Below are 16862 nucleotides of genomic sequence, written 5' to 3'. Positions count from 1 at the left end.
GGCGGCTTCCGTATGAAGGGCTTCTCTTGGGTCAATCTCCCGAAATCCTATAGGGCCTTTGCAAGAAGGTTCGCCTTCCTTTTTCCCGATTCAATCCGCAAAAGACTGCTTTTCGCGTTTCTTGCTCCTTTTCGCGAGGAGGCTCTCCCCAAGTTAGGAAAGACCGCATACCAGGCAGGCTTCCATTGTGAGAGACAACTCTGGAATCTAATAAAGAATCCGAGTGCGAGATCTTCGGAAGGTTCCAACCAGTATGTTTCGCCTAAACAAAAATCCCTGTTAAGAGAAATAGCGAACCGACTTTATCCGTCTGCAATCCACGCAAGGTACAACGATTCCGTTACCCGCGCGATGATCCGCAACAAGCAAGCCGTCCGCGGTGCCGCGTTTCAGACCGACTTTTTCGACTTCCGTGCGGATTTTCTCCTCCCTCAAGAAAACGGTTGGGAGATCGTAATCGTCAAGGCTTCTTCCTCGGTGAAAAAATCCTACGCCAGAGAACTTTCCTTTTTACGAATGATCATGGAAGAAGCGGAATTTCCGGTCGTTCGAACCACTTTACTATTTTTGAATTCGAAATACTTTTTTTCCGGAAACGAAATAGATCCGAATTCCCTTTTTCTACAGAAAAACCTGAGCGATGAAACGCTCGCTGCAGTTTCTAAAACCAGAGAGAAGGCGTATCGGATGCTGGAGATTCTCGAAGAGAACTCACTTCCTTCCGGAAATTCAGTGAACGTCTGCGAACATCCGCGTAGCTGTATATATCCGGAATCCTGTCTCGCGGATTCTCCGCCGGGAGATTTATTTTCCTTAAGAGAAGGAAAGGAAGAAACCCTGCGTCTTTGGGAAGCTGGGATCCGAAACCTTTCCGAAATCGGGGATATCGAGGAATTTACACAAAGACAAAAGATACAAATCCGATCCATACGAACCGGCGAGGAATATCTAAATCGGGAAAATCTGCTCCGCTTTATGAACAGATTAAAATTCCCGCTGCACTTTCTGGATTTCGAAACCATCAATCCCCCTGCTCCGATCTATCCGAAATCGAATCCCTTTCAACATGTTCCGTTCCTGTTCTCTTTACATGTCTTGGAAAACGACTTAGAAGAAGAGCCTGCGGAATATTCCTACCTGGACGACGGAATCCAGGATCCTCGCTTGGGAATTCTGGATTCCTTATCCCAAAAAATCCGCCCCGGGGGAACGGTATTGGCCTTCAACGACACTTTTGAAAAGCGGTGCCTGAAAGAATCCGTGCAAGTGTTTCCGGAATTCAAGAAGTGGTTCGATTCCATAGAAGCGGACTTTTTGGATCTCGCGCTTCCTTTTTGGGATTTCGATTATTATCATCCGGACCAACACGGGACCACTTCCTTAAAATCCGTTCTGCCGGTACTGACCGGAGCGAATTATAAGGGATTATCGATCAACGCAGGACACCTGGCAAACTCCGAATTTCTTAGGATCAAAACGGAACCGGTAACGGACGAGGAAAGAAAAAAAGTGGAATCGAACCTCAGGGAATATTGTAGAATGGATACCTTCGCACTAGTACTGATCCTAAGAAAGCTCGCGGAAAAACTGGATTGGAAAAACCGAAGCTAATCTATCCGCCACACGTTCGGGAGCGAAAATCGGGCTTGTCGGATGGGCTCGACCGAATTCCCTATCCTTAGAATGGCGGCTCCAAAGAATATTAAAAAGATCGTACTCGCTTACTCCGGCGGATTAGACACTTCCGTAATCCTTACCTGGTTAAAGGAAACCTACGGCTGCGAAGTGGTGGCATTCACCGCTGATGTAGGTCAAAAAGAAGAACTGACCGGGCTGGAAGAAAAAGGAATTAAAACCGGAGCTTCTAAAGTTTATATAGAAGACCTTCGTCTGGAGTTTGCGAGAGACTTCATTTACCCTGCGATCCAGGGAAATGCAATCTATGAAATGAGATATTTGTTAGGGACTTCCTTAGCCCGCCCTCTGATCGCAAAAGCGATGGTCGAAGTGGCCAAGAAAGAAGGAGCGGATGCGTTCGCACACGGAGCCACCGGAAAAGGAAACGATCAAGTTCGATTCGAACTGGCCTTCAAATCTCTGGCCCCGGAAAAGGAAATCATCGCACCTTGGAGAACGTGGACTTTCGGAGGCCGTGCGGACCTGATCGAGTACGCCAAATCGAAAGGCATCCCCGTTCCGGTTACCGCCTCGAAACCGTACTCTATGGACAGAAACCTGATGCACATCTCGTACGAAGGCGGCATCCTGGAAGATCCTTATAGGGAACCGAACGAAGATATGTTCCTCCTCACCGTATCTCCGGAAAAAGCTCCCGATTCTCCCGAGTATATCGAGCTGGATTTTTCGGAAGGAAACTGTATCGCAGTCAACGGTAAAAAAATGAATCCCCTCGAAGTCATGGACACCCTGAATTCGATAGGAGGCAAGCACGGAATCGGAAGAGTCGACATCGTGGAAAACCGTCTCGTCGGAATTAAGTCCCGCGGAGTCTACGAAACTCCCGGCGGAACCATTCTATTCCACGCTCATCGTGATTTGGAGTCCATCACCATTGATCGGGATACGCAACACCATAAGGACAAATTGTCCGCAGAACTCGCGGAACTGATTTACAATGGTCACTGGTTCTCCTCACGAATGAGCGCGGTAAGAGCCTTCGTCTCCGAAACCCAAAGATTCGTCACCGGAACCGTTAAGCTCAAATTATATAAAGGAAACGCGATCGTCGTCGGAAGAAAATCGCAGGTTTCCCTTTACAATCCCGAGATGGCTACGTTCGAAAAAGAGGAATTGTACAACCAAAAAGATGCGGAAGGTTTCATCAACCTATACGGATTGCCCGCCAAGGAAGCGGCACGCTTGAGGAAAAAATGACTAGAATCGCAGTTTATCCCGGTTCCTTCGATCCGCTTACGAACGGTCATGTCGATATTTTACAGCGTTCCATGGGACTTTTCGACAAAGTGATCATCGGGATCGCGGTAAATTCGAGTAAGAATTTCCTATTTTCCATCGAAGAACGCCTGGAATTCGTCCGTGAAGTGACGGAGGGATGGTCCAACCTGGAAATCGACACGTTCGAAGGATTGACCGTGGATTATTGCAGAAAGCGCGGAGCAAAAAGCATCATTCGCGGGCTCCGGGCCGTTACTGACTTCGATTATGAATATGCGATTTCTTTAATGAATAAAAAGTTGGCTCCGGAGCTGGAGACCATCTTTCTCATGTCATCCAACGAATATTCCTTCGTATCTTCCACTATAGTCAAGGAAGTAGCCCGACACGGCAGGGACGTGTCCGCTCAGGTACCGGATATAGTCAGTAAAGCTTTATTAAAAAAACTATCGAAATAAGGAAAACCAATGTCTAGAACGTTCATCATGATCAAACCTGACGGAGTAAAAAACAAACACGTCGGAGATATTCTGCAAAGAATCGAAAAAGAAGGATTCAAAATTCTAGGTTTGAAATATCTCAAACTTTCTCTGGAGGACGCTAAACAGTTCTATAAAGTCCATTCCGCCCGTCCTTTTTACAATGACCTCTGCACTTACATGTCTTCGGGACCGATTGTGGCCGCGGCATTGGAAAGAAACGACGCGGTCCAACATTGGAGAAACGTAATCGGAGCGACCGACCCGAAAGAGGCGGCAGCCGGCACCATACGCGCCTTATTTGCCGAAAGCAAGGAAGCGAACGCCGTACACGGTTCCGACTCCGACGACAACGCAGCCTTGGAAATCAGCTTCTTCTTTAAAGGAAACGAACTATTTTAAGGATCCTTTAAAACCGTCGGGGAATCCTTTTCCCCGGCGGCTGTCCTGAGATCGGCTACGAACGTCTTTGGGCAACCTTTCCCCTTTCCAGCTCCATGAGTATTCTTGCCGTCTAACCGAAAATCCGCGACGATGTTTCGGAATTTTTTCCGCCGAAAGCCATAAAAAATCCTTGTACTTTTAAGAAATTTATTTCCTCATTTTCGTTTAAGTAGGCGAAATCTTTCTCTCTTTTCGACCGAAGCTAATAATATGAACGCTGCAACGAAGGAACAAATCCTGAAACACAACCGCATTATGGAGAAGTACCGGACTAACGACCCTCTTTCCAGCGGTGCTCCGGACTGGATGGACGACGTTTTAGAGGTGATCTATTCGCAGGAAGAGTTCGCGATGGATCGTCCCGACATCGATCTCGATTCCGAATAAGCCCAGTTTTTCCCGATTTTTAATACGCCTCCTTTCCGAATAAAATCCTTGGTGAAACCGACCAGGAATGGTTCACTTGTATACGCCGAAGTTTTTCGAGTCGATCGGAGCGAACCATGAACGATATCACGGGAAAGAGGATTTCCCTGCGAACTGCCCAAGCCGAAGGTTACGTATTTTGTGGACCTGAAACGATCCAAAGAATCAAGCAGAACGACCTTCCCAAAGGCGATCTTTTCGGAGTAGCAAAAGCCTCCGCCCTCCTAGCCTCCAAGAAAACCTCGGAACTGATCCCCCATTGTCATCCGGTTCCGATCGATTCCTTTTCCGTCGATTTCGAAGTACTTCCGGAAAAAAACGCGATCCGCATTCTTACTTCCGCAAAATCCATAGGCAAAACCGGAATCGAGATGGAAGCATTGACCGGAGTTTCCGTAGCCGCTTTGGTGATCTACGACCTTCTCAAGCCCATCGATAAGAACATGGAGATTTCTTCCGTACGACTTCTGGAAAAGAAAGGAGGGAAAAGCGATTCTCATATCGCAAAATTCGCCTCAGGTTCCAGAGCGGCCATCCTAGTCTGTTCCGACTCGACCTTTGCAGGAAACCGGGAAGACGGATCCGGACCGGCGATCGGTGAATTGTTAAACGAACAGGGAGTGGAAGTTGTCGAACGGAAAATCGTCCCGGACGAGCCGGAAGAAATCCGTAAAGCGATCTCCGTTTGGGTGGGAGAAAAGCTGGATTTGATCGTTACCATAGGTGGTACGGGGTTGGGTCCGCGGGACAATACCACGGACACGATACGTTCGTTGTTGGATCAGGAAATTCCGGGAATCGCCGAAACGATGAGGTCCTTCGGTCAAGATAGGACTCCTTTTGCGATGCTTTCCCGATCGGTCGCCGGACGGATAGGCAAGACGCTTGTAGTGTGCGTTCCCGGTAGTACGAACGGCGCCAGAGAAAGTATGCAAGCGATCCTGCCGGCAATTTTCCATGCAAAAAAAATGATGCGAGGAGAAGGACATTGATCTCCTTGCAGGAAGCGATTTCTTTAGTAGTCTCGCACACGGAATCTTCTTCTTCGGAAAACCTTTCGTTATCCGAATCGACGGGAAGAATTTTAGCGGAATCCGTTCTCGCCGACCGGGACTATCCTCCTTTCCCGAGGGCAACCATGGATGGATTCGCTTTGCGTTCGGAAGGATTTTCCGCGGATCGGATTTATTCCTACGAGAGGGAAGTGTCCGCGGGTATGTCGCTGGAACTTCATCCGGGAGAAGAATCGGTTCGAATCATGACGGGCGCTCCTGTTCCGGAAGGGCTGAATGCGGTTATCAAGGTAGAGGACAGCATAGAGGAGAAAAAAGGATCCGTTCGATTCCGACTCCCTTCGTTAAAGGAAAATCTGAACATCGCGTTAAAAGGAGAAGATCTTAAGAAAGGACAAGTAGTCCTCCCAGGGGGACAAAAAATCGACGCCTCCACCTTATCGCTTCTGGCTTCCTTGGGAAAAAAAACGGTTCAAGTTTCCCGACTGCCCAAGGTGCATATCGTATCCACCGGAAACGAAGTGGTCTCCGTGGAAAAAGAACCCTTGCCTTGGCAGATACGGGATTCTAATTCCTATACGATCCGTGCAGGATTGTTCAAATTCGGAATTCTCCCGCAAAAAACGACGTTGGTTGGAGACGAGGAATCCGTTCTTCGCGAATCTTTGACCGAAGGTTTGGATTCGGACATATTGATCCTTTCCGGGGGAGTTTCCATGGGAAATTATGATCTGGTTCCTAGTGTCCTTGCCGACTTGGGGGTCGAGCAGATATTTCATAAAATCATGATAAAGCCGGGAAAACCGATCTGGTTCGGTAAGAAAAAAACCACCGCTATCTTCGGGCTGCCTGGAAATCCGTTCAGCGTTCAGGTTTGTTTTCGAATTTTCGTAGAAGCTTATCTGCGAAAGTTTTCGGGATTACCTCTCGAACGACCTTTGCTTCTTCCTTTGGCAGGTTCCAGAAAAAAGAAAAACAAATTGGCGGAATTTTTTCCTGCAATTCTGGATTCCTCCAGCGGGACAAAGGTCGCTCCGAAAATCTTCAACGGAAGCGGAGACGTGACGGCAGGACTTTTTTCGGAGGGGATCGCTCTGCATCCTGCCGAACGGGAGGAACTTGCGGACGGAGATCGGATCGAATTCCGCTTTTGGTGATTCTCTAGAAATCCAATCAAACGTGTTTTTCTCCGAAACCTTCGCGTTTAGTCGCATCATTAAAATCGAAAATACCTCCCGGTCCGAAAAATAAAACGTAAGTATTCCGGATTGACCCGTACCGATATCGGACTCAAATAAGTCTATTACCGGAGGGTTGAATGACCGCTAAAAAGAGAATCGCTGTGGCCAAAGGGGACGGAATCGGCCCGGAGATCATGGATGCGACTTTAAAAATTTTAGAGGCTGCCGGAGCGAAAATCGAGCCTGTCTTTTTGGAAATCGGTGAGCAGGTCTACAAAAGGGGCCATAGCGCCGGAATCGAACCTTCTGCTTGGGAGATCCTCAGGGAAACGAAAGTCTTCTTAAAAGCGCCGATCACCACTCCGCAAGGGGGAGGTTATAAGAGCCTGAACGTTACCGTTCGTACGACCCTAGGACTCTTTGCGAACGTCCGGCCCTGCGTTTCCCTATATCCCTATGTGGATACCAAGCACCCCCAACTCGACGTGGTCATCGTACGGGAAAATGAAGAAGATCTTTATACAGGAATCGAGCACAAGCAAACGGCCGATACTGTCCAATGCTTGAAACTGGTTTCGCGCCCGGGATCGGAGAAAATCATCCGGTACGCCTTCGAATATGCCAAGGCGTACGGCAGAAAAAAAGTCACCGCGATGGTTAAAGACAATATCATGAAGCAGTCGGACGGTCTGTTTCACGAAGTATTCAAGGAGATCGCGAAAGAGTATCCGGAAATCGAAGCGAACAGCGAGATCATCGATATCGGTGCGGCCCACCTTGCGGAACGCCCTCAGGTATACGACGTAGTGGTCACGTTGAACTTATACGGAGACATCATTTCGGACATAGTGGCGCAGGTTGCCGGATCGGTGGGAATGGCCGGTTCCTCGAATATAGGAGAAATCGTCTCCATGTTCGAAGCGATTCACGGTTCGGCGCCGGACATAGCGGGAAAAAACGCCGCGAATCCTTCCGGTTTATTAAACGCTGCAGTAATGATGTTAGTCCACCTGGGGCAGCCGGATATAGCGGCAAAAATACAAAACGCCTGGTTATTGACGATAGAGGAAGGAATTCATACCGGCGATATTTTCAAAGCCGGAGTGAGCAGGATCAAGGTGGGAACCAAAGAGTTTGCGGAAGCCGTGATCGGAAATTTAGGTCATTTACCGGAGAGATTCAAGCCAGTCTCTTTCGGAAAAGCCAAGCCCATTCATATTCCGGAATATAAAAGACGGACCATCCCGAAGGAATTGGTAGGTGTGGACGTATTTCTGGATTGGACTCCGGGCTCTCCCGAGGAATTAGGTAAAAAATTATCCTCTATCGCAGGAGACCTGAAGCTTCGTATGATCACGAATCGAGGGGTGAAAGTATATCCGAACGGAGCCCCCGAAACTTTCTTAACGGATCATTGGAGATGCAGGTTCGTACACGCGAATACTCCCGATACCGAGATGGGGGACGGTTTCGAAACCATTCAATCGGAGCAAATCGGAAAGTTATTGATTCGTATAGCCGAAGCGGGCATGGACAGCATCCAAACGGAGAATCTATATAAGTTCGCGGGGAAACGCGCGTTTTCACTCGGGCAAGGGGAATAAAACCGCGCTCGTTTTAGGAGCAACGAAGGTTTAATTGCTGGACTTTCTTTCGGAAACTCGGATTCTTTTCTTCCGCATTAGGATCCGGTTTTCCGATGATGAAGGATTTAGAAAAAGGGGAAATATACGAGGCAATTCAAATACTCGATTTAGGAAAGGACCAAGCCAGGAAATTTCTTATTTCTCTCTTTCCCCAGAGGGAACTCAAGGAGTGGGTTCGATTCGCCAGTATATCCTTTTTGGGCCTAGGACTGGCGTTATTTTCCTCAGGGATTGTTTTTTTCTTCGCTTATAACTGGGCAGGGATGCATCGATTCTCCAAATTGGGATTGATCTCTTGCTCTTTAGCGGTTGCCGTCGGGGTATATCTGCTCGGTAAATCCGAAAGTTATTCCAGACAGGCATTGCTGATCCTTGCCTCGGTTTTGGTGGGCGTTCTTCTCGCCGTTTACGGACAAATCTATCAAACCGGCGCCAACGCAGTAGATTTATTCTTAGGTTGGACTTTTTTAAGTCTCGGTTTCGTCATCGCGGGGAATTCTCCTCCGCTTTGGTTCCTGTGGATATTACTTTCGAATATTACGGTAGAATTGTACCAGAAGCAGGTTTTATTCCGTGACGAAAGTCCGTATTCCTACTCCTTCGCGCTCCTTTTCAATGCTGCAGCCGTCTTTCTTTACGAAAGAGAAAATCGAAAGAACGATTCCAAGGAAATTGCCGGATGGTTTCCAAATACTGTCGGATTTTTGACCTACTATTTTGCGACTTTCGGTTCCATTTTCAGCATATTCAGAGACGTGAAGGAAGAAGGAGATCTCCTAATGGTCTGCCTTTCGTTAGCGACCTTATCGATCGGCTATTTCGTTTATCGTTATAAGATTAGACGACTAGGAATACTGGCTCTATCTCTGCTATCCGCAATTACTTTGGTTTTTTCCGTCTTTGTAAGAGTCTTCGATTGGAACGATTTCGCTCTTCCCTTTTTATTCGGAGGCATCGCGTTGACTACGGTTACGGCATGGAGTGCAAGGCATTTGATGCAAATCCGAAACGAATGGAAAAAGGGGGAAAGAGTCGGATGAAATCGTTCGAAATTCCACCGGAACTGAATTTAAATGCGGAACAAAAAGAAAAATTGCGTTCCTTCCTTACTCGATCGGAAAGTTCCGATACTCCATGGTATGTTCACCTGGTAGTAATTCTAGGTTCCTGGTTTGCGACCATGCTTCTACTCCTGTTCCTATTTATCGCAAAAATATTGGAAACGACCGAGAGCTTGAAAGTGATAGGAGCTTTGATATCCGTCGGATCGATAGCGATCCCTTTATTGGATCAAAAGAAAAAGATTTCTGAATCTTTTATCGTTTCCGTAGGATTCCTGGGACAGGTACTGTTATTTTTAGGTATCGCATTCTCCAAATCCGAAATCCTTTCCTTTAGCGCCTCGGTCCTGATCGTTGAAATTTTTCTCTATCTTTTCTCCGGAACTTGGATCCAAAAATTCGTTTCGGTCCTTCTGATTTTTTCTTCCTCCGTAATCCTCCTAGAAGAGAACGAGATGTCGTTAGGAATTCATATCATGCTGGCTTTGTCAGGACTTGCAATTGTTCTTTTGTTTCGGTACGAAGTCGAAATCGTTTCCTCGGGAAAAATAATACCATCGTTCTATATGCCTACCATATACGGCTTGACGATTGCAATTTCCGGGATCCCGGCCCTATCCGTCATAGGCGGGAGCTACATTTCCACGGATTGGAGAATCTCCGGTACGATAGGCATTCTGGTCTTAGCGATCTATCTTTGGACTTGTCTGAATTCGATTCTGAAGGACAAACTCTTTATCCAAGGGTTCATGGTCGGAACCATATGTTTACTTCTGGCTCCTACCTTGCAAACTCCGGGAATTTCGTTTTCCGTTTTTTTAATCGCTATCGGTTTTAGGCAAAGACTCGATCTGGTATTGATGCTGGGGATTCTATCCATATCCTGTTATTTAGTGGATTATTATTATTCTCTTAAGTTTACTTTGCTGATAAAATCTTATATTTTACTTGGTTCCGGAGCGCTATTCCTCTGCGCCTATCTTTCTTTATCAAAATTGTATGATAGAAAGGAACGAGAGAATGAACGATAAAATCCGAAAACTCCTAGTCCTGTCGAATCTGATCGTCGTTCTGGCGTTTTTAGGAAAAGAGGTTTGGCAAAAGGAGAGAATCAAGGAGAAAGGCGAATTGTTCCTTTTCGCTTTAGCGCCGGTGGATCCCCGTTCTCTTATGCAAGGCGATTATATGCGATTGGGTTACGAGATTACCCGAACCAATTTTTCCCAGGATTTGCCCAATCGAGGATTTTTGATTTTCACCCCGGACTCCGACGGAGTGGCTCGATTCGTAAGATTCCAGAAAGACTCCGAACCGATTTCTACAAATGAGAAAAAAATAAAATTCCATCGTTCCCAATTTGCAGTGAGTTTCGGAGCGGAAGAGTATTTTTTTCAGGAAGGAACTGCGGATAAATTCTCCGAAGCCAAATTCGGGGGTCTAAAAGTGGATTCCGAAGGGAACGGAATTCTGGTCGGGGTTTACGACAAAGATCGGAAAGAAATCCGATAAACTTCTCAGGAAAGGCACCGAGAGTTCGGCTTACTCTTCCGAAAAGGACAGGATCCTCCGGAAGGAATCGACCGATACCGGCTTAATTAGATAATCCCGAACATAAGGAATGTCCTTGGCCTTCTTAATATCCGCATCGTCAACCGACGAACTTATCATATAGATGATCGGCTTTTTTAAGAGCATGCTTTCGAACAGAGAATATTCCTCCAGAAACTGCCAGCCGTCCATATAGGGCATGTTTATATCGAGTAGGATAAAATCCGGAATGGATTCCGGGTCCGTAATATGATCCTTTAAAAAGGAAATCGCTCCTTCTCCATCCGGAAACACGTCGAAGTTCTCCAAAATTCCGGCCTTTTCAATGGTCCTTTTTGCGATAGCGACAAAGATATCATCGTCATCGATCAATAAAAGTCTTCGCTTTCTAAATTGCGAATTCATAACCTTTGTTAAGCTGAACAATGAATTTCGTACCTACATCCGGCTCGCTTTCCACACGGATTTCTCCGCCTAAGGATTCCACTTGATTCTTGGTCATGAATAGGCCCAATCCCTTTCCTTCGGTATTTCTATGAAAGGTCTTATGCAATCTGAAAATCTGATTGCCGTATTTATTCAAATCCAAACCCAAACCGTTATCCTGAACCTCGATCATTAAAGCGCTATTCTGCCAATAGGTTCTAACATTTATACAAAGCTTTCGTTTAGGCGACCTATATTTCAAGGCATTGGAAAAAAGATTCAGAAGAATGCTTTCTAAATATATCTTGGGGTAAACTACTCCGGGGGCATCCTTAAAATCGGTACCGATAACGGCTCCGACTTCCATAATCTGACCGAGAAACATCCCTTTCACGCGCTCGAAGACTTCCTCGAAACGGATCTGTTCGGACGGGACATTTACGTTCTGCCTGATCTTAATCACTTCAATGAGTTCGTTCAAGGTGCATAGAAGTTGATCCGCCGTCTCTTTCAGATATTCGATGAATTCCTTTTTTTCTTCCTCCGTCTCTGCTTCTTCCAGAAACTTGATCAGAGTGGAGATATTTCCGATCGGAGAACGGATATTATGCGAAACGATCTGATTGAATTCCTCGAGCTGGCTTATCCTTTCCTGTAAGGTCTTGCTGACCGATTTCAGCCGCGAGTTCTTCTCTCTCAGGATATTCTCCAAGGTCCGTCGACGGGAAATATCCTGAACTTGAACGACTACGAACATCAATTCTCCCGAATCTTTTCTAACTGCTACTGCGGTAATCAGAGTCCAGATCAGAAAACCTTTTTTATGAAGATACCGTTTAACCAATTGCCCTGATTCCTTTTCTCCGGAAAAAATCCGACCGAACATCTCCTCCACTAAGGCTGTATCCTCGGAAAAAGCGATGTCGTTCAACTTCTTGGTCCAAAGTTCTTCCGCAGGATATCCGACCAGATCGGAAAAGGATTGGTTCACTTCGATAAATCTGCCTTCCTTATCCAAAAGGAAGATCCCGATTCCGGAGTTATGAAACGCAAGGGAAAATTTCTTTTCGCTGATCCGAATCTCTTCTTCCACGATTTTAGAAAGGGTAATATCCTGAATGGCGCCGTAGATCCCGACTATCTTTCCCCCGGAATAATTCGCCTTCCCTTGGCTTCGAAGCCACTTCACTCTGCCGGAGTCGGTGACGATCCTGTGCTCGAGCGAATAGCTTTCCCCGGTTTCCCCCAGTCTCCGATTGCAATGCATTACGATATCAAGATCCTCGGGATGGCAGTAAGCATAAATGATCGTTTTATCGAGTCTATCGCTCGGATCCCGTTCGAAGATCCTATAAACTTCCTCGGTCCAATGGATCGTCCCGGTTAGAAAATCGGATTCCCAACCGCCTACACAAGCAAGCTCACTCATCAAGCAGGAAAGTCTTTCCGATAATTTTAACTTATCGACAAGTTCGATCTGATCGCTGATCTCGCGAGTCGTAGTGTGCAGATATATTATTTTGCCCGTAGTGTCCGGTATAGGTTGAGTTTGGGTTTGAAGCCAAACGTATATCCCTTCTTTTTTTAAAAACCGGTAATCAATAGAATGCGGATTCGTACCAGCCTTGGCTAGATCATGAGATTCGAGACGGATCCTTCGTCTATCCTCCGGATGGATAAAATCGTAAGGATCTCTGTTTAAAAGTTCTCCAGGTTCGTATCCGGTCAACTCCCTGCAACGGGGGTTCGCATACAAATATCTACCTTCAATATCGTGCAGACAGACCATATCCCTGCTTTTTTCGACAAGGATTCGGAAGAAGGCTTCGCCCTGAAAGTCCGCGGGTATGGTTCCGTTGTCTTCTTGCACGTTCATCGAGCTTATTCATAAGACCCGTTTTTCGAGTTAAAAACACGGGTTAGACGAAGAAAAAGTACAAAATCTTTATGGAAAGAAGGATAAAAAAGGGGATTTTCTATTGCGGAGAACGAGGATCAAAACGAGTGAGAAAACCGAGGAATTCCGTACGAAACAAAAACGTGAAGAATTCCTTATCGAATCCAAATTATTCTCCGTCGTCTCCAATCGCTTCTACGGGACAAATTTCCTTTGCTTTACGGGCACAAATTTGTTCTTCAGGCGTCTGAGGTTGGCGATGAAAATACACCTTTGATTCGTCGTCGGTATATTTCAGAAGCATAGGAGCTTCCTCCAGACAATCGTTGCAAGGCACACAGGTATTATCTATGTAATACTTGCCTGACGCGTTTTCAGGAACTTTATCGTGCTTATCAGCCATGATCTACCAGGGATTATCGAACATATGTTTAGTCAACTCGGTTTTCCGAACGCATACTTACGGATTTTGCGCGAATTTTTCCCCAAGGTTTCGTAAGTTTCTCCTGTAAAACTTTTAAGGCGAATCTCCTTGACCGGGAGCCTGTCTAAGAAAACATCGTAAACGCAAGCTCGAGGAGAGGTGTCCGAGCGGTTTATGGTACATGCTTGGAAAGCATGCGTAGGGTAACACCTACCGGGGGTTCGAATCCCCCCCTCTCCGCCGATTTTCCTCCTCTGGATTTCCTTATGGAACCGTTCGGTAAGACTTTTCTCTGGATCGGAGCTATCTTCCTTTTTCTAGGATTCCTTTTTTTATTCGGTTCCAAACTTCCCTTCTTCTCTTCCTTGGGAAATCTTCCCGGAGATATTCGAATCGAAAAAGAGAACTTCCGCTTTTACTTTCCCATCACCACATCCGTTTTGATCAGCATCGTTCTTTCCGCGATTCTTTATATTTGGAACAGAATCGCCGGACATTGATCGGATGATTCCGGACTTTCTATCCAAATTCAGCGATCGATTCGATTTTGAAGCTGGAGAAAACCCGCTGTATTCCAAAGTCGGAGATTTGAAAAAGGCGGGAACGGAAATCCTGGACCTGACCGTTTCGAATCCTACTCGGGTAAAACTCTCCTTTCCTGGAGAGGCGATCCTACACTCACTTACCAAAAGCGCAAGCCTGGTATACGAACCTGAATCGCAAGGTTCCGAAGCTGCCAGGAATTGCGTGGCAGATTATTATCGGGAGCGAGGGTTCAATCTATTTCCGGAGGATCTATTTTTGACCTCCTCCTCGTCAGAAGCATATTCGTATATTATAAAATTAATCTGTAATCCCGGAGACGAAATCCTGATTCCTTCTCCCGGTTACCCTTTGTTCGAATTTTTGGCCCTGCTCGAAGGAGTAAAGTTCAGCTCGTACGACCTAGATCCCGGCCAAGACTGGAAACCGAATATACAGGAAATAGAGGCTGCAATTTCCGTGAGAACGAAATTACTGTTCCTCGTATCTCCGAACAATCCTACGGGTTCGATGATAAGCGAATCGGATTTTTCCGAAATAGTTCGATTTTGCGAATCCAAGGAAATTGGAATCGTATTGGATGAGGTTTTTTGCGATTATATCCATTCCGAAGAGATCCAGCGACCCGCGCTTCACACCCAAAAAGTACCCTTTTTTCGGATCAACGGGATTTCCAAAATTCTCGCGTTGCCTCAGATGAAACTTTCTTGGGTTCACATAGACGGTCCGGAGAATTGGAAAGCGGAATGTAAGGAAAGGCTCGAAATCATATCGGACACGTATCTCTCCGTCGCTACTCCTATACAACATGCCCTCTCCGACTTGATGCCTTGGAGAAAATTAATCCAAGGACAAGTGCTCCGAAGAATATCCAGAAATCTTAAAATTCTTTCAGGGATGATTCCGAACGCGGGAAAGATCCGGTTCCGACCTCCCGTGGCGGGTTGGTACGCCGTTTTAGAATCGGACTTTTTCCGAGAACAGGAAACTTTTTGTCTTCACCTTCTGGAAAAGGGACACACTCTTGTTCATCCGGGATGCATGTTCGGATTCCCCGAGGATCACCCCGCAATCGTTTTAAGTCTCTTACCGGAGAATGAAATTTTAGAAACGGGAATCGCGAAAATTCTAGACTTTGTCGGCGGATAGGGATCTCCCGTCGCGTGCCGGCTCCTATTTTTTGTTCGATAGTTTTTTCCTGCGAAAAAAAAGCTCCTTGTATTGCTTAGGAGTCAATCCGGTCGCCTTCTTAAATTCTACATTGAATGAAGTTTTAGAACCGAATCCCACCGTAAATGCTATATTCAGAATATTTCTCTCCGATCCGGATTCCAAGATGCGTTTCACTTCCTCTATCCTTTTGGAATTCACGTAAGAGGCAAAATTCATTCCTAATTTCGAATTCATAAGTTCGGAGAGTTGATGCTGGTTCAGCCCCAACCTGTCGGCCACATTCTGAAGCTGGAGATTTTCCTCTAGGTACGGTTTTTCCGAATCCATAAGTTTCAATAATGATGCTAAAGAACGATCTACATCGACCCCGGATAATTTCGATTTCGTGTATTTTCTTTTTTTACCGAAAGGATTCGGACTCAAATAGGATTTCCTTCTTTCCTCCAATTTTTTGGAGGATTTTTGGATTACATTATAAAAGAGTACGATCAAATCCAAAGGAAGAAGAATTGGAAGCGCGTAAACGGTAAAGAATGTATAACCGACAAAACCTAAATAATAAAATATGCTGGTATACCCCAACAACATGTAAACGGTCCAGGAGAATAGGAATAATCTTAATTTTCTATTTCCCGTTCTTTGCAGATAAATCCCGGCAAATAAGATCATAGGCATCGCAAAGGCATATAAAAACGCCGTAATCTTAGAAAGTACATGCAAATAGCTGTCGAAAAAGACCATGGGCAAAGAGGCAAGGGAAGCAAAAATACCACCCCGGAGTACGGCGTTCAGACAAAGCATACTTCTCTTCGTTTCCAAAAATTTTCTTATAAATTGGAAAAATAGGATCGTGGTTACGCCGAAGAAAAAATAATTCTTTTTTTCAGACCAATGGGAACTTCCAGAATCGAAAAACTCGTATATATTTCCGAAATTTACGTCGTAAGAAAGACCCATACAAAAGATATATCCGGCATAAAGAATGAATTCCTGTAGCCCCGTCGTTTTGTAATAAAGAACCGCCGCAAATATCATTAAAATGTAAAGGCAAGCGGACGAGGAAAAGAGGAAGGTTTCAAAGGTCAAATCGCTCCGAAGGCCGGCATCATCCATCAATTCCATCGGAAAAGACATCATGGACGTCGATTCTAGCCTTAGAAGGAATTCCTTTTCCTCTCCAGGATGCCCTTGCAAGCGAAACGAAGGATAGGGAAAATTTTGAACTGGCCAATCGGATCTGGGAATACGATCCCCTACCGTCTGGATAGCGTCCCGTCTTCCCGGCAAATAGAGTTCCGCCCGATCCTGAGCCCTCCAGCGCAAGACGAGAAATAGATCCTGCCTCTCTCCCTCCCGAAAATGGACCCGAAAACGGAACCAATATGACTTATCGGAAAAACTGAAATTCAAGGAGGAAAAACCGATCTTTTTCCAATCGAAAAGATCGACGTTACTCAAGGGTGAAAAATCTCCCCAGTCGCTTTCCAAAAATTCCAAATCGGAAGTTATATTTTTTGAATGTATCGAATCCTTTAGGCGTAAGGACTCAGAAAATAAGGAATCCCCGCAAAGAAGGATAAACGCCAGCATAACGCAATTTCGCATATTCTAGGGAATTCATATTGATCCCGGACCGTTTCCTAGCAAACTAAAATTAGTTCGTTTATATAATTCCGAACGATTCT

The 16862-nt window shown here is 45.8% G+C and carries 17 protein-coding genes and 1 tRNA gene; 14 read left to right on the top strand and 4 right to left on the bottom strand.

The window, feature by feature from the left end; all coding sequences use genetic code 11:
• Window positions 1-12 precede the first annotated feature (12 nt).
• From EHO60_RS06140 to EHO60_RS06095, 11 genes are all read left to right on the top strand, one after another.
• Window positions 13-1611 (top strand): DUF2779 domain-containing protein, encoded by a 1599-nt coding sequence (locus tag EHO60_RS06140; protein WP_135767268.1) that lies wholly within the window; start codon window positions 13-15, stop codon window positions 1609-1611.
• Between the two features lie 72 nt (window positions 1612-1683).
• Entirely contained in the window at window positions 1684-2895 is a 1212-nt protein-coding gene (locus tag EHO60_RS06135) for an argininosuccinate synthase (protein WP_135767267.1), read from the top strand.
• Window positions 2892-3374, top strand: coding sequence for a pantetheine-phosphate adenylyltransferase (gene coaD / locus EHO60_RS06130; RefSeq protein ID WP_135767266.1), 483 nt, complete (start codon window positions 2892-2894; stop codon window positions 3372-3374). Before EHO60_RS06135 ends, coaD begins: the two co-directional genes overlap by 4 nt.
• 9 nt (window positions 3375-3383) lie before the next feature.
• A complete protein-coding gene (locus EHO60_RS06125) occupies window positions 3384-3797 on the top strand; it encodes a nucleoside-diphosphate kinase (RefSeq protein WP_135767265.1) in 414 nt (137 codons plus the stop codon).
• Between the two features lie 252 nt (window positions 3798-4049).
• Entirely contained in the window at window positions 4050-4226 is a 177-nt protein-coding gene (locus EHO60_RS17095; protein WP_167880158.1) for a hypothetical protein, read from the top strand.
• Between the two features lie 80 nt (window positions 4227-4306).
• Entirely contained in the window at window positions 4307-5257 is a 951-nt protein-coding gene (gene moaCB / locus EHO60_RS06120) for a bifunctional molybdenum cofactor biosynthesis protein MoaC/MoaB (RefSeq protein ID WP_281283051.1), read from the top strand.
• Entirely contained in the window at window positions 5254-6435 is a 1182-nt protein-coding gene (locus EHO60_RS06115; RefSeq protein ID WP_135767263.1) for a molybdopterin molybdotransferase MoeA, read from the top strand. The genes moaCB and EHO60_RS06115 overlap by 4 nt, the downstream gene beginning before the upstream one ends.
• A 161-nt stretch (window positions 6436-6596) precedes the next feature.
• On the top strand, window positions 6597-8063 hold the full coding sequence (locus tag EHO60_RS06110; RefSeq protein WP_135767262.1) for an NADP-dependent isocitrate dehydrogenase: 1467 nt from the start codon (window positions 6597-6599) through the stop codon (window positions 8061-8063).
• Window positions 8064-8158: 95 nt separating this feature from the next.
• Window positions 8159-9145 (top strand): DUF2157 domain-containing protein, encoded by a 987-nt coding sequence (locus EHO60_RS06105; RefSeq protein WP_246028155.1) that lies wholly within the window; start codon window positions 8159-8161, stop codon window positions 9143-9145.
• Window positions 9142-10197: a DUF4401 domain-containing protein gene (locus tag EHO60_RS06100; RefSeq protein WP_135767261.1), complete on the top strand. Its 1056-nt coding sequence runs from the start codon at window positions 9142-9144 to the stop codon at window positions 10195-10197. The genes EHO60_RS06105 and EHO60_RS06100 overlap by 4 nt, the downstream gene beginning before the upstream one ends.
• On the top strand, window positions 10187-10675 hold the full coding sequence (locus EHO60_RS06095) for a GDYXXLXY domain-containing protein (RefSeq protein ID WP_135767260.1): 489 nt from the start codon (window positions 10187-10189) through the stop codon (window positions 10673-10675). Before EHO60_RS06100 ends, EHO60_RS06095 begins: the two co-directional genes overlap by 11 nt.
• Before the next feature lie 30 nt (window positions 10676-10705).
• On the opposite strand, the gene EHO60_RS06090 is transcribed toward EHO60_RS06095, so the two are convergent.
• From EHO60_RS06090 to EHO60_RS06080, 3 genes are all read right to left on the bottom strand, one after another.
• Entirely contained in the window at window positions 10706-11119 is a 414-nt protein-coding gene (locus tag EHO60_RS06090) for a response regulator (protein ID WP_135767259.1), read from the bottom strand.
• On the bottom strand, window positions 11103-13016 hold the full coding sequence (locus EHO60_RS06085) for a PAS domain-containing protein (RefSeq protein ID WP_135767258.1): 1914 nt from the start codon (window positions 13014-13016) through the stop codon (window positions 11103-11105). Before EHO60_RS06085 ends, EHO60_RS06090 begins: the two co-directional genes overlap by 17 nt.
• Window positions 13017-13206: 190 nt before the next feature.
• Window positions 13207-13440 (bottom strand): ferredoxin, encoded by a 234-nt coding sequence (locus EHO60_RS06080; RefSeq protein ID WP_135767257.1) that lies wholly within the window; start codon window positions 13438-13440, stop codon window positions 13207-13209.
• A gap of 174 nt (window positions 13441-13614) precedes the next feature.
• Here EHO60_RS06080 and EHO60_RS06075 point away from each other — a divergent pair.
• The 3 genes from EHO60_RS06075 (at window position 13615) to EHO60_RS06065 (ending at window position 15153) form a co-directional block, all read left to right on the top strand.
• Window positions 13615-13701 (top strand) — tRNA-Ser (locus tag EHO60_RS06075).
• A 26-nt stretch (window positions 13702-13727) separates the two neighbouring features.
• Window positions 13728-13961 (top strand): DUF2905 domain-containing protein, encoded by a 234-nt coding sequence (locus EHO60_RS06070; RefSeq protein ID WP_135767256.1) that lies wholly within the window; start codon window positions 13728-13730, stop codon window positions 13959-13961.
• A gap of 4 nt (window positions 13962-13965) precedes the next feature.
• On the top strand, window positions 13966-15153 hold the full coding sequence (locus EHO60_RS06065) for a pyridoxal phosphate-dependent aminotransferase (RefSeq protein WP_135767255.1): 1188 nt from the start codon (window positions 13966-13968) through the stop codon (window positions 15151-15153).
• Between the two features lie 24 nt (window positions 15154-15177).
• Here the strand turns inward: EHO60_RS06065 and EHO60_RS06060 are convergent, their stop codons facing one another.
• Complete coding sequence (locus tag EHO60_RS06060) at window positions 15178-16767, bottom strand: 7TM diverse intracellular signaling domain-containing protein (RefSeq protein ID WP_135767254.1); 1590 nt, start codon at window positions 16765-16767, stop codon at window positions 15178-15180.
• Window positions 16768-16862: the final 95 nt, after the last annotated feature.

It is taken from the genome of Leptospira fletcheri (assembly GCF_004769195.1).
In the GTDB taxonomy this organism is placed as follows: Bacteria; Spirochaetota; Leptospiria; order Leptospirales; family Leptospiraceae; genus Leptospira_B; species Leptospira_B fletcheri.
The sequence above is the reverse complement of the archived record's forward strand: the minus strand, read 5'-3'. Positions and strand labels throughout refer to the sequence as shown.

Excerpts from the sequence above, each read along its gene's own strand:
- EHO60_RS06090 (WP_135767259.1), bottom strand. The coding sequence starts at position 11,119 with ATGAATTCGCAATTTAGAAAGCGAAGACTTTTATTGATCGATGACGAT.
- EHO60_RS06140 (WP_135767268.1), top strand. The coding sequence starts at position 13 with ATGAAGGGCTTCTCTTGGGTCAATCTCCCGAAATCCTATAGGGCCTTT.
- EHO60_RS06100 (WP_135767261.1), top strand. The coding sequence starts at position 9,142 with ATGAAATCGTTCGAAATTCCACCGGAACTGAATTTAAATGCGGAACAA.
- EHO60_RS06105 (WP_246028155.1), top strand. The coding sequence starts at position 8,159 with ATGATGAAGGATTTAGAAAAAGGGGAAATATACGAGGCAATTCAAATA.
- EHO60_RS06080 (WP_135767257.1), bottom strand. The coding sequence starts at position 13,440 with ATGGCTGATAAGCACGATAAAGTTCCTGAAAACGCGTCAGGCAAGTAT.
- EHO60_RS06065 (WP_135767255.1), top strand. The coding sequence starts at position 13,966 with ATGATTCCGGACTTTCTATCCAAATTCAGCGATCGATTCGATTTTGAA.
- EHO60_RS06070 (WP_135767256.1), top strand. The coding sequence starts at position 13,728 with ATGGAACCGTTCGGTAAGACTTTTCTCTGGATCGGAGCTATCTTCCTT.
- coaD (WP_135767266.1), top strand. The coding sequence starts at position 2,892 with ATGACTAGAATCGCAGTTTATCCCGGTTCCTTCGATCCGCTTACGAAC.
- EHO60_RS06095 (WP_135767260.1), top strand. The coding sequence starts at position 10,187 with ATGAACGATAAAATCCGAAAACTCCTAGTCCTGTCGAATCTGATCGTC.
- EHO60_RS06110 (WP_135767262.1), top strand. The coding sequence starts at position 6,597 with ATGACCGCTAAAAAGAGAATCGCTGTGGCCAAAGGGGACGGAATCGGC.
- EHO60_RS06085 (WP_135767258.1), bottom strand. The coding sequence starts at position 13,016 with ATGAACGTGCAAGAAGACAACGGAACCATACCCGCGGACTTTCAGGGC.
- EHO60_RS17095 (WP_167880158.1), top strand. The coding sequence starts at position 4,050 with ATGAACGCTGCAACGAAGGAACAAATCCTGAAACACAACCGCATTATG.
- EHO60_RS06125 (WP_135767265.1), top strand. The coding sequence starts at position 3,384 with ATGTCTAGAACGTTCATCATGATCAAACCTGACGGAGTAAAAAACAAA.
- EHO60_RS06135 (WP_135767267.1), top strand. The coding sequence starts at position 1,684 with ATGGCGGCTCCAAAGAATATTAAAAAGATCGTACTCGCTTACTCCGGC.
- EHO60_RS06060 (WP_135767254.1), bottom strand. The coding sequence starts at position 16,767 with ATGCTGGCGTTTATCCTTCTTTGCGGGGATTCCTTATTTTCTGAGTCC.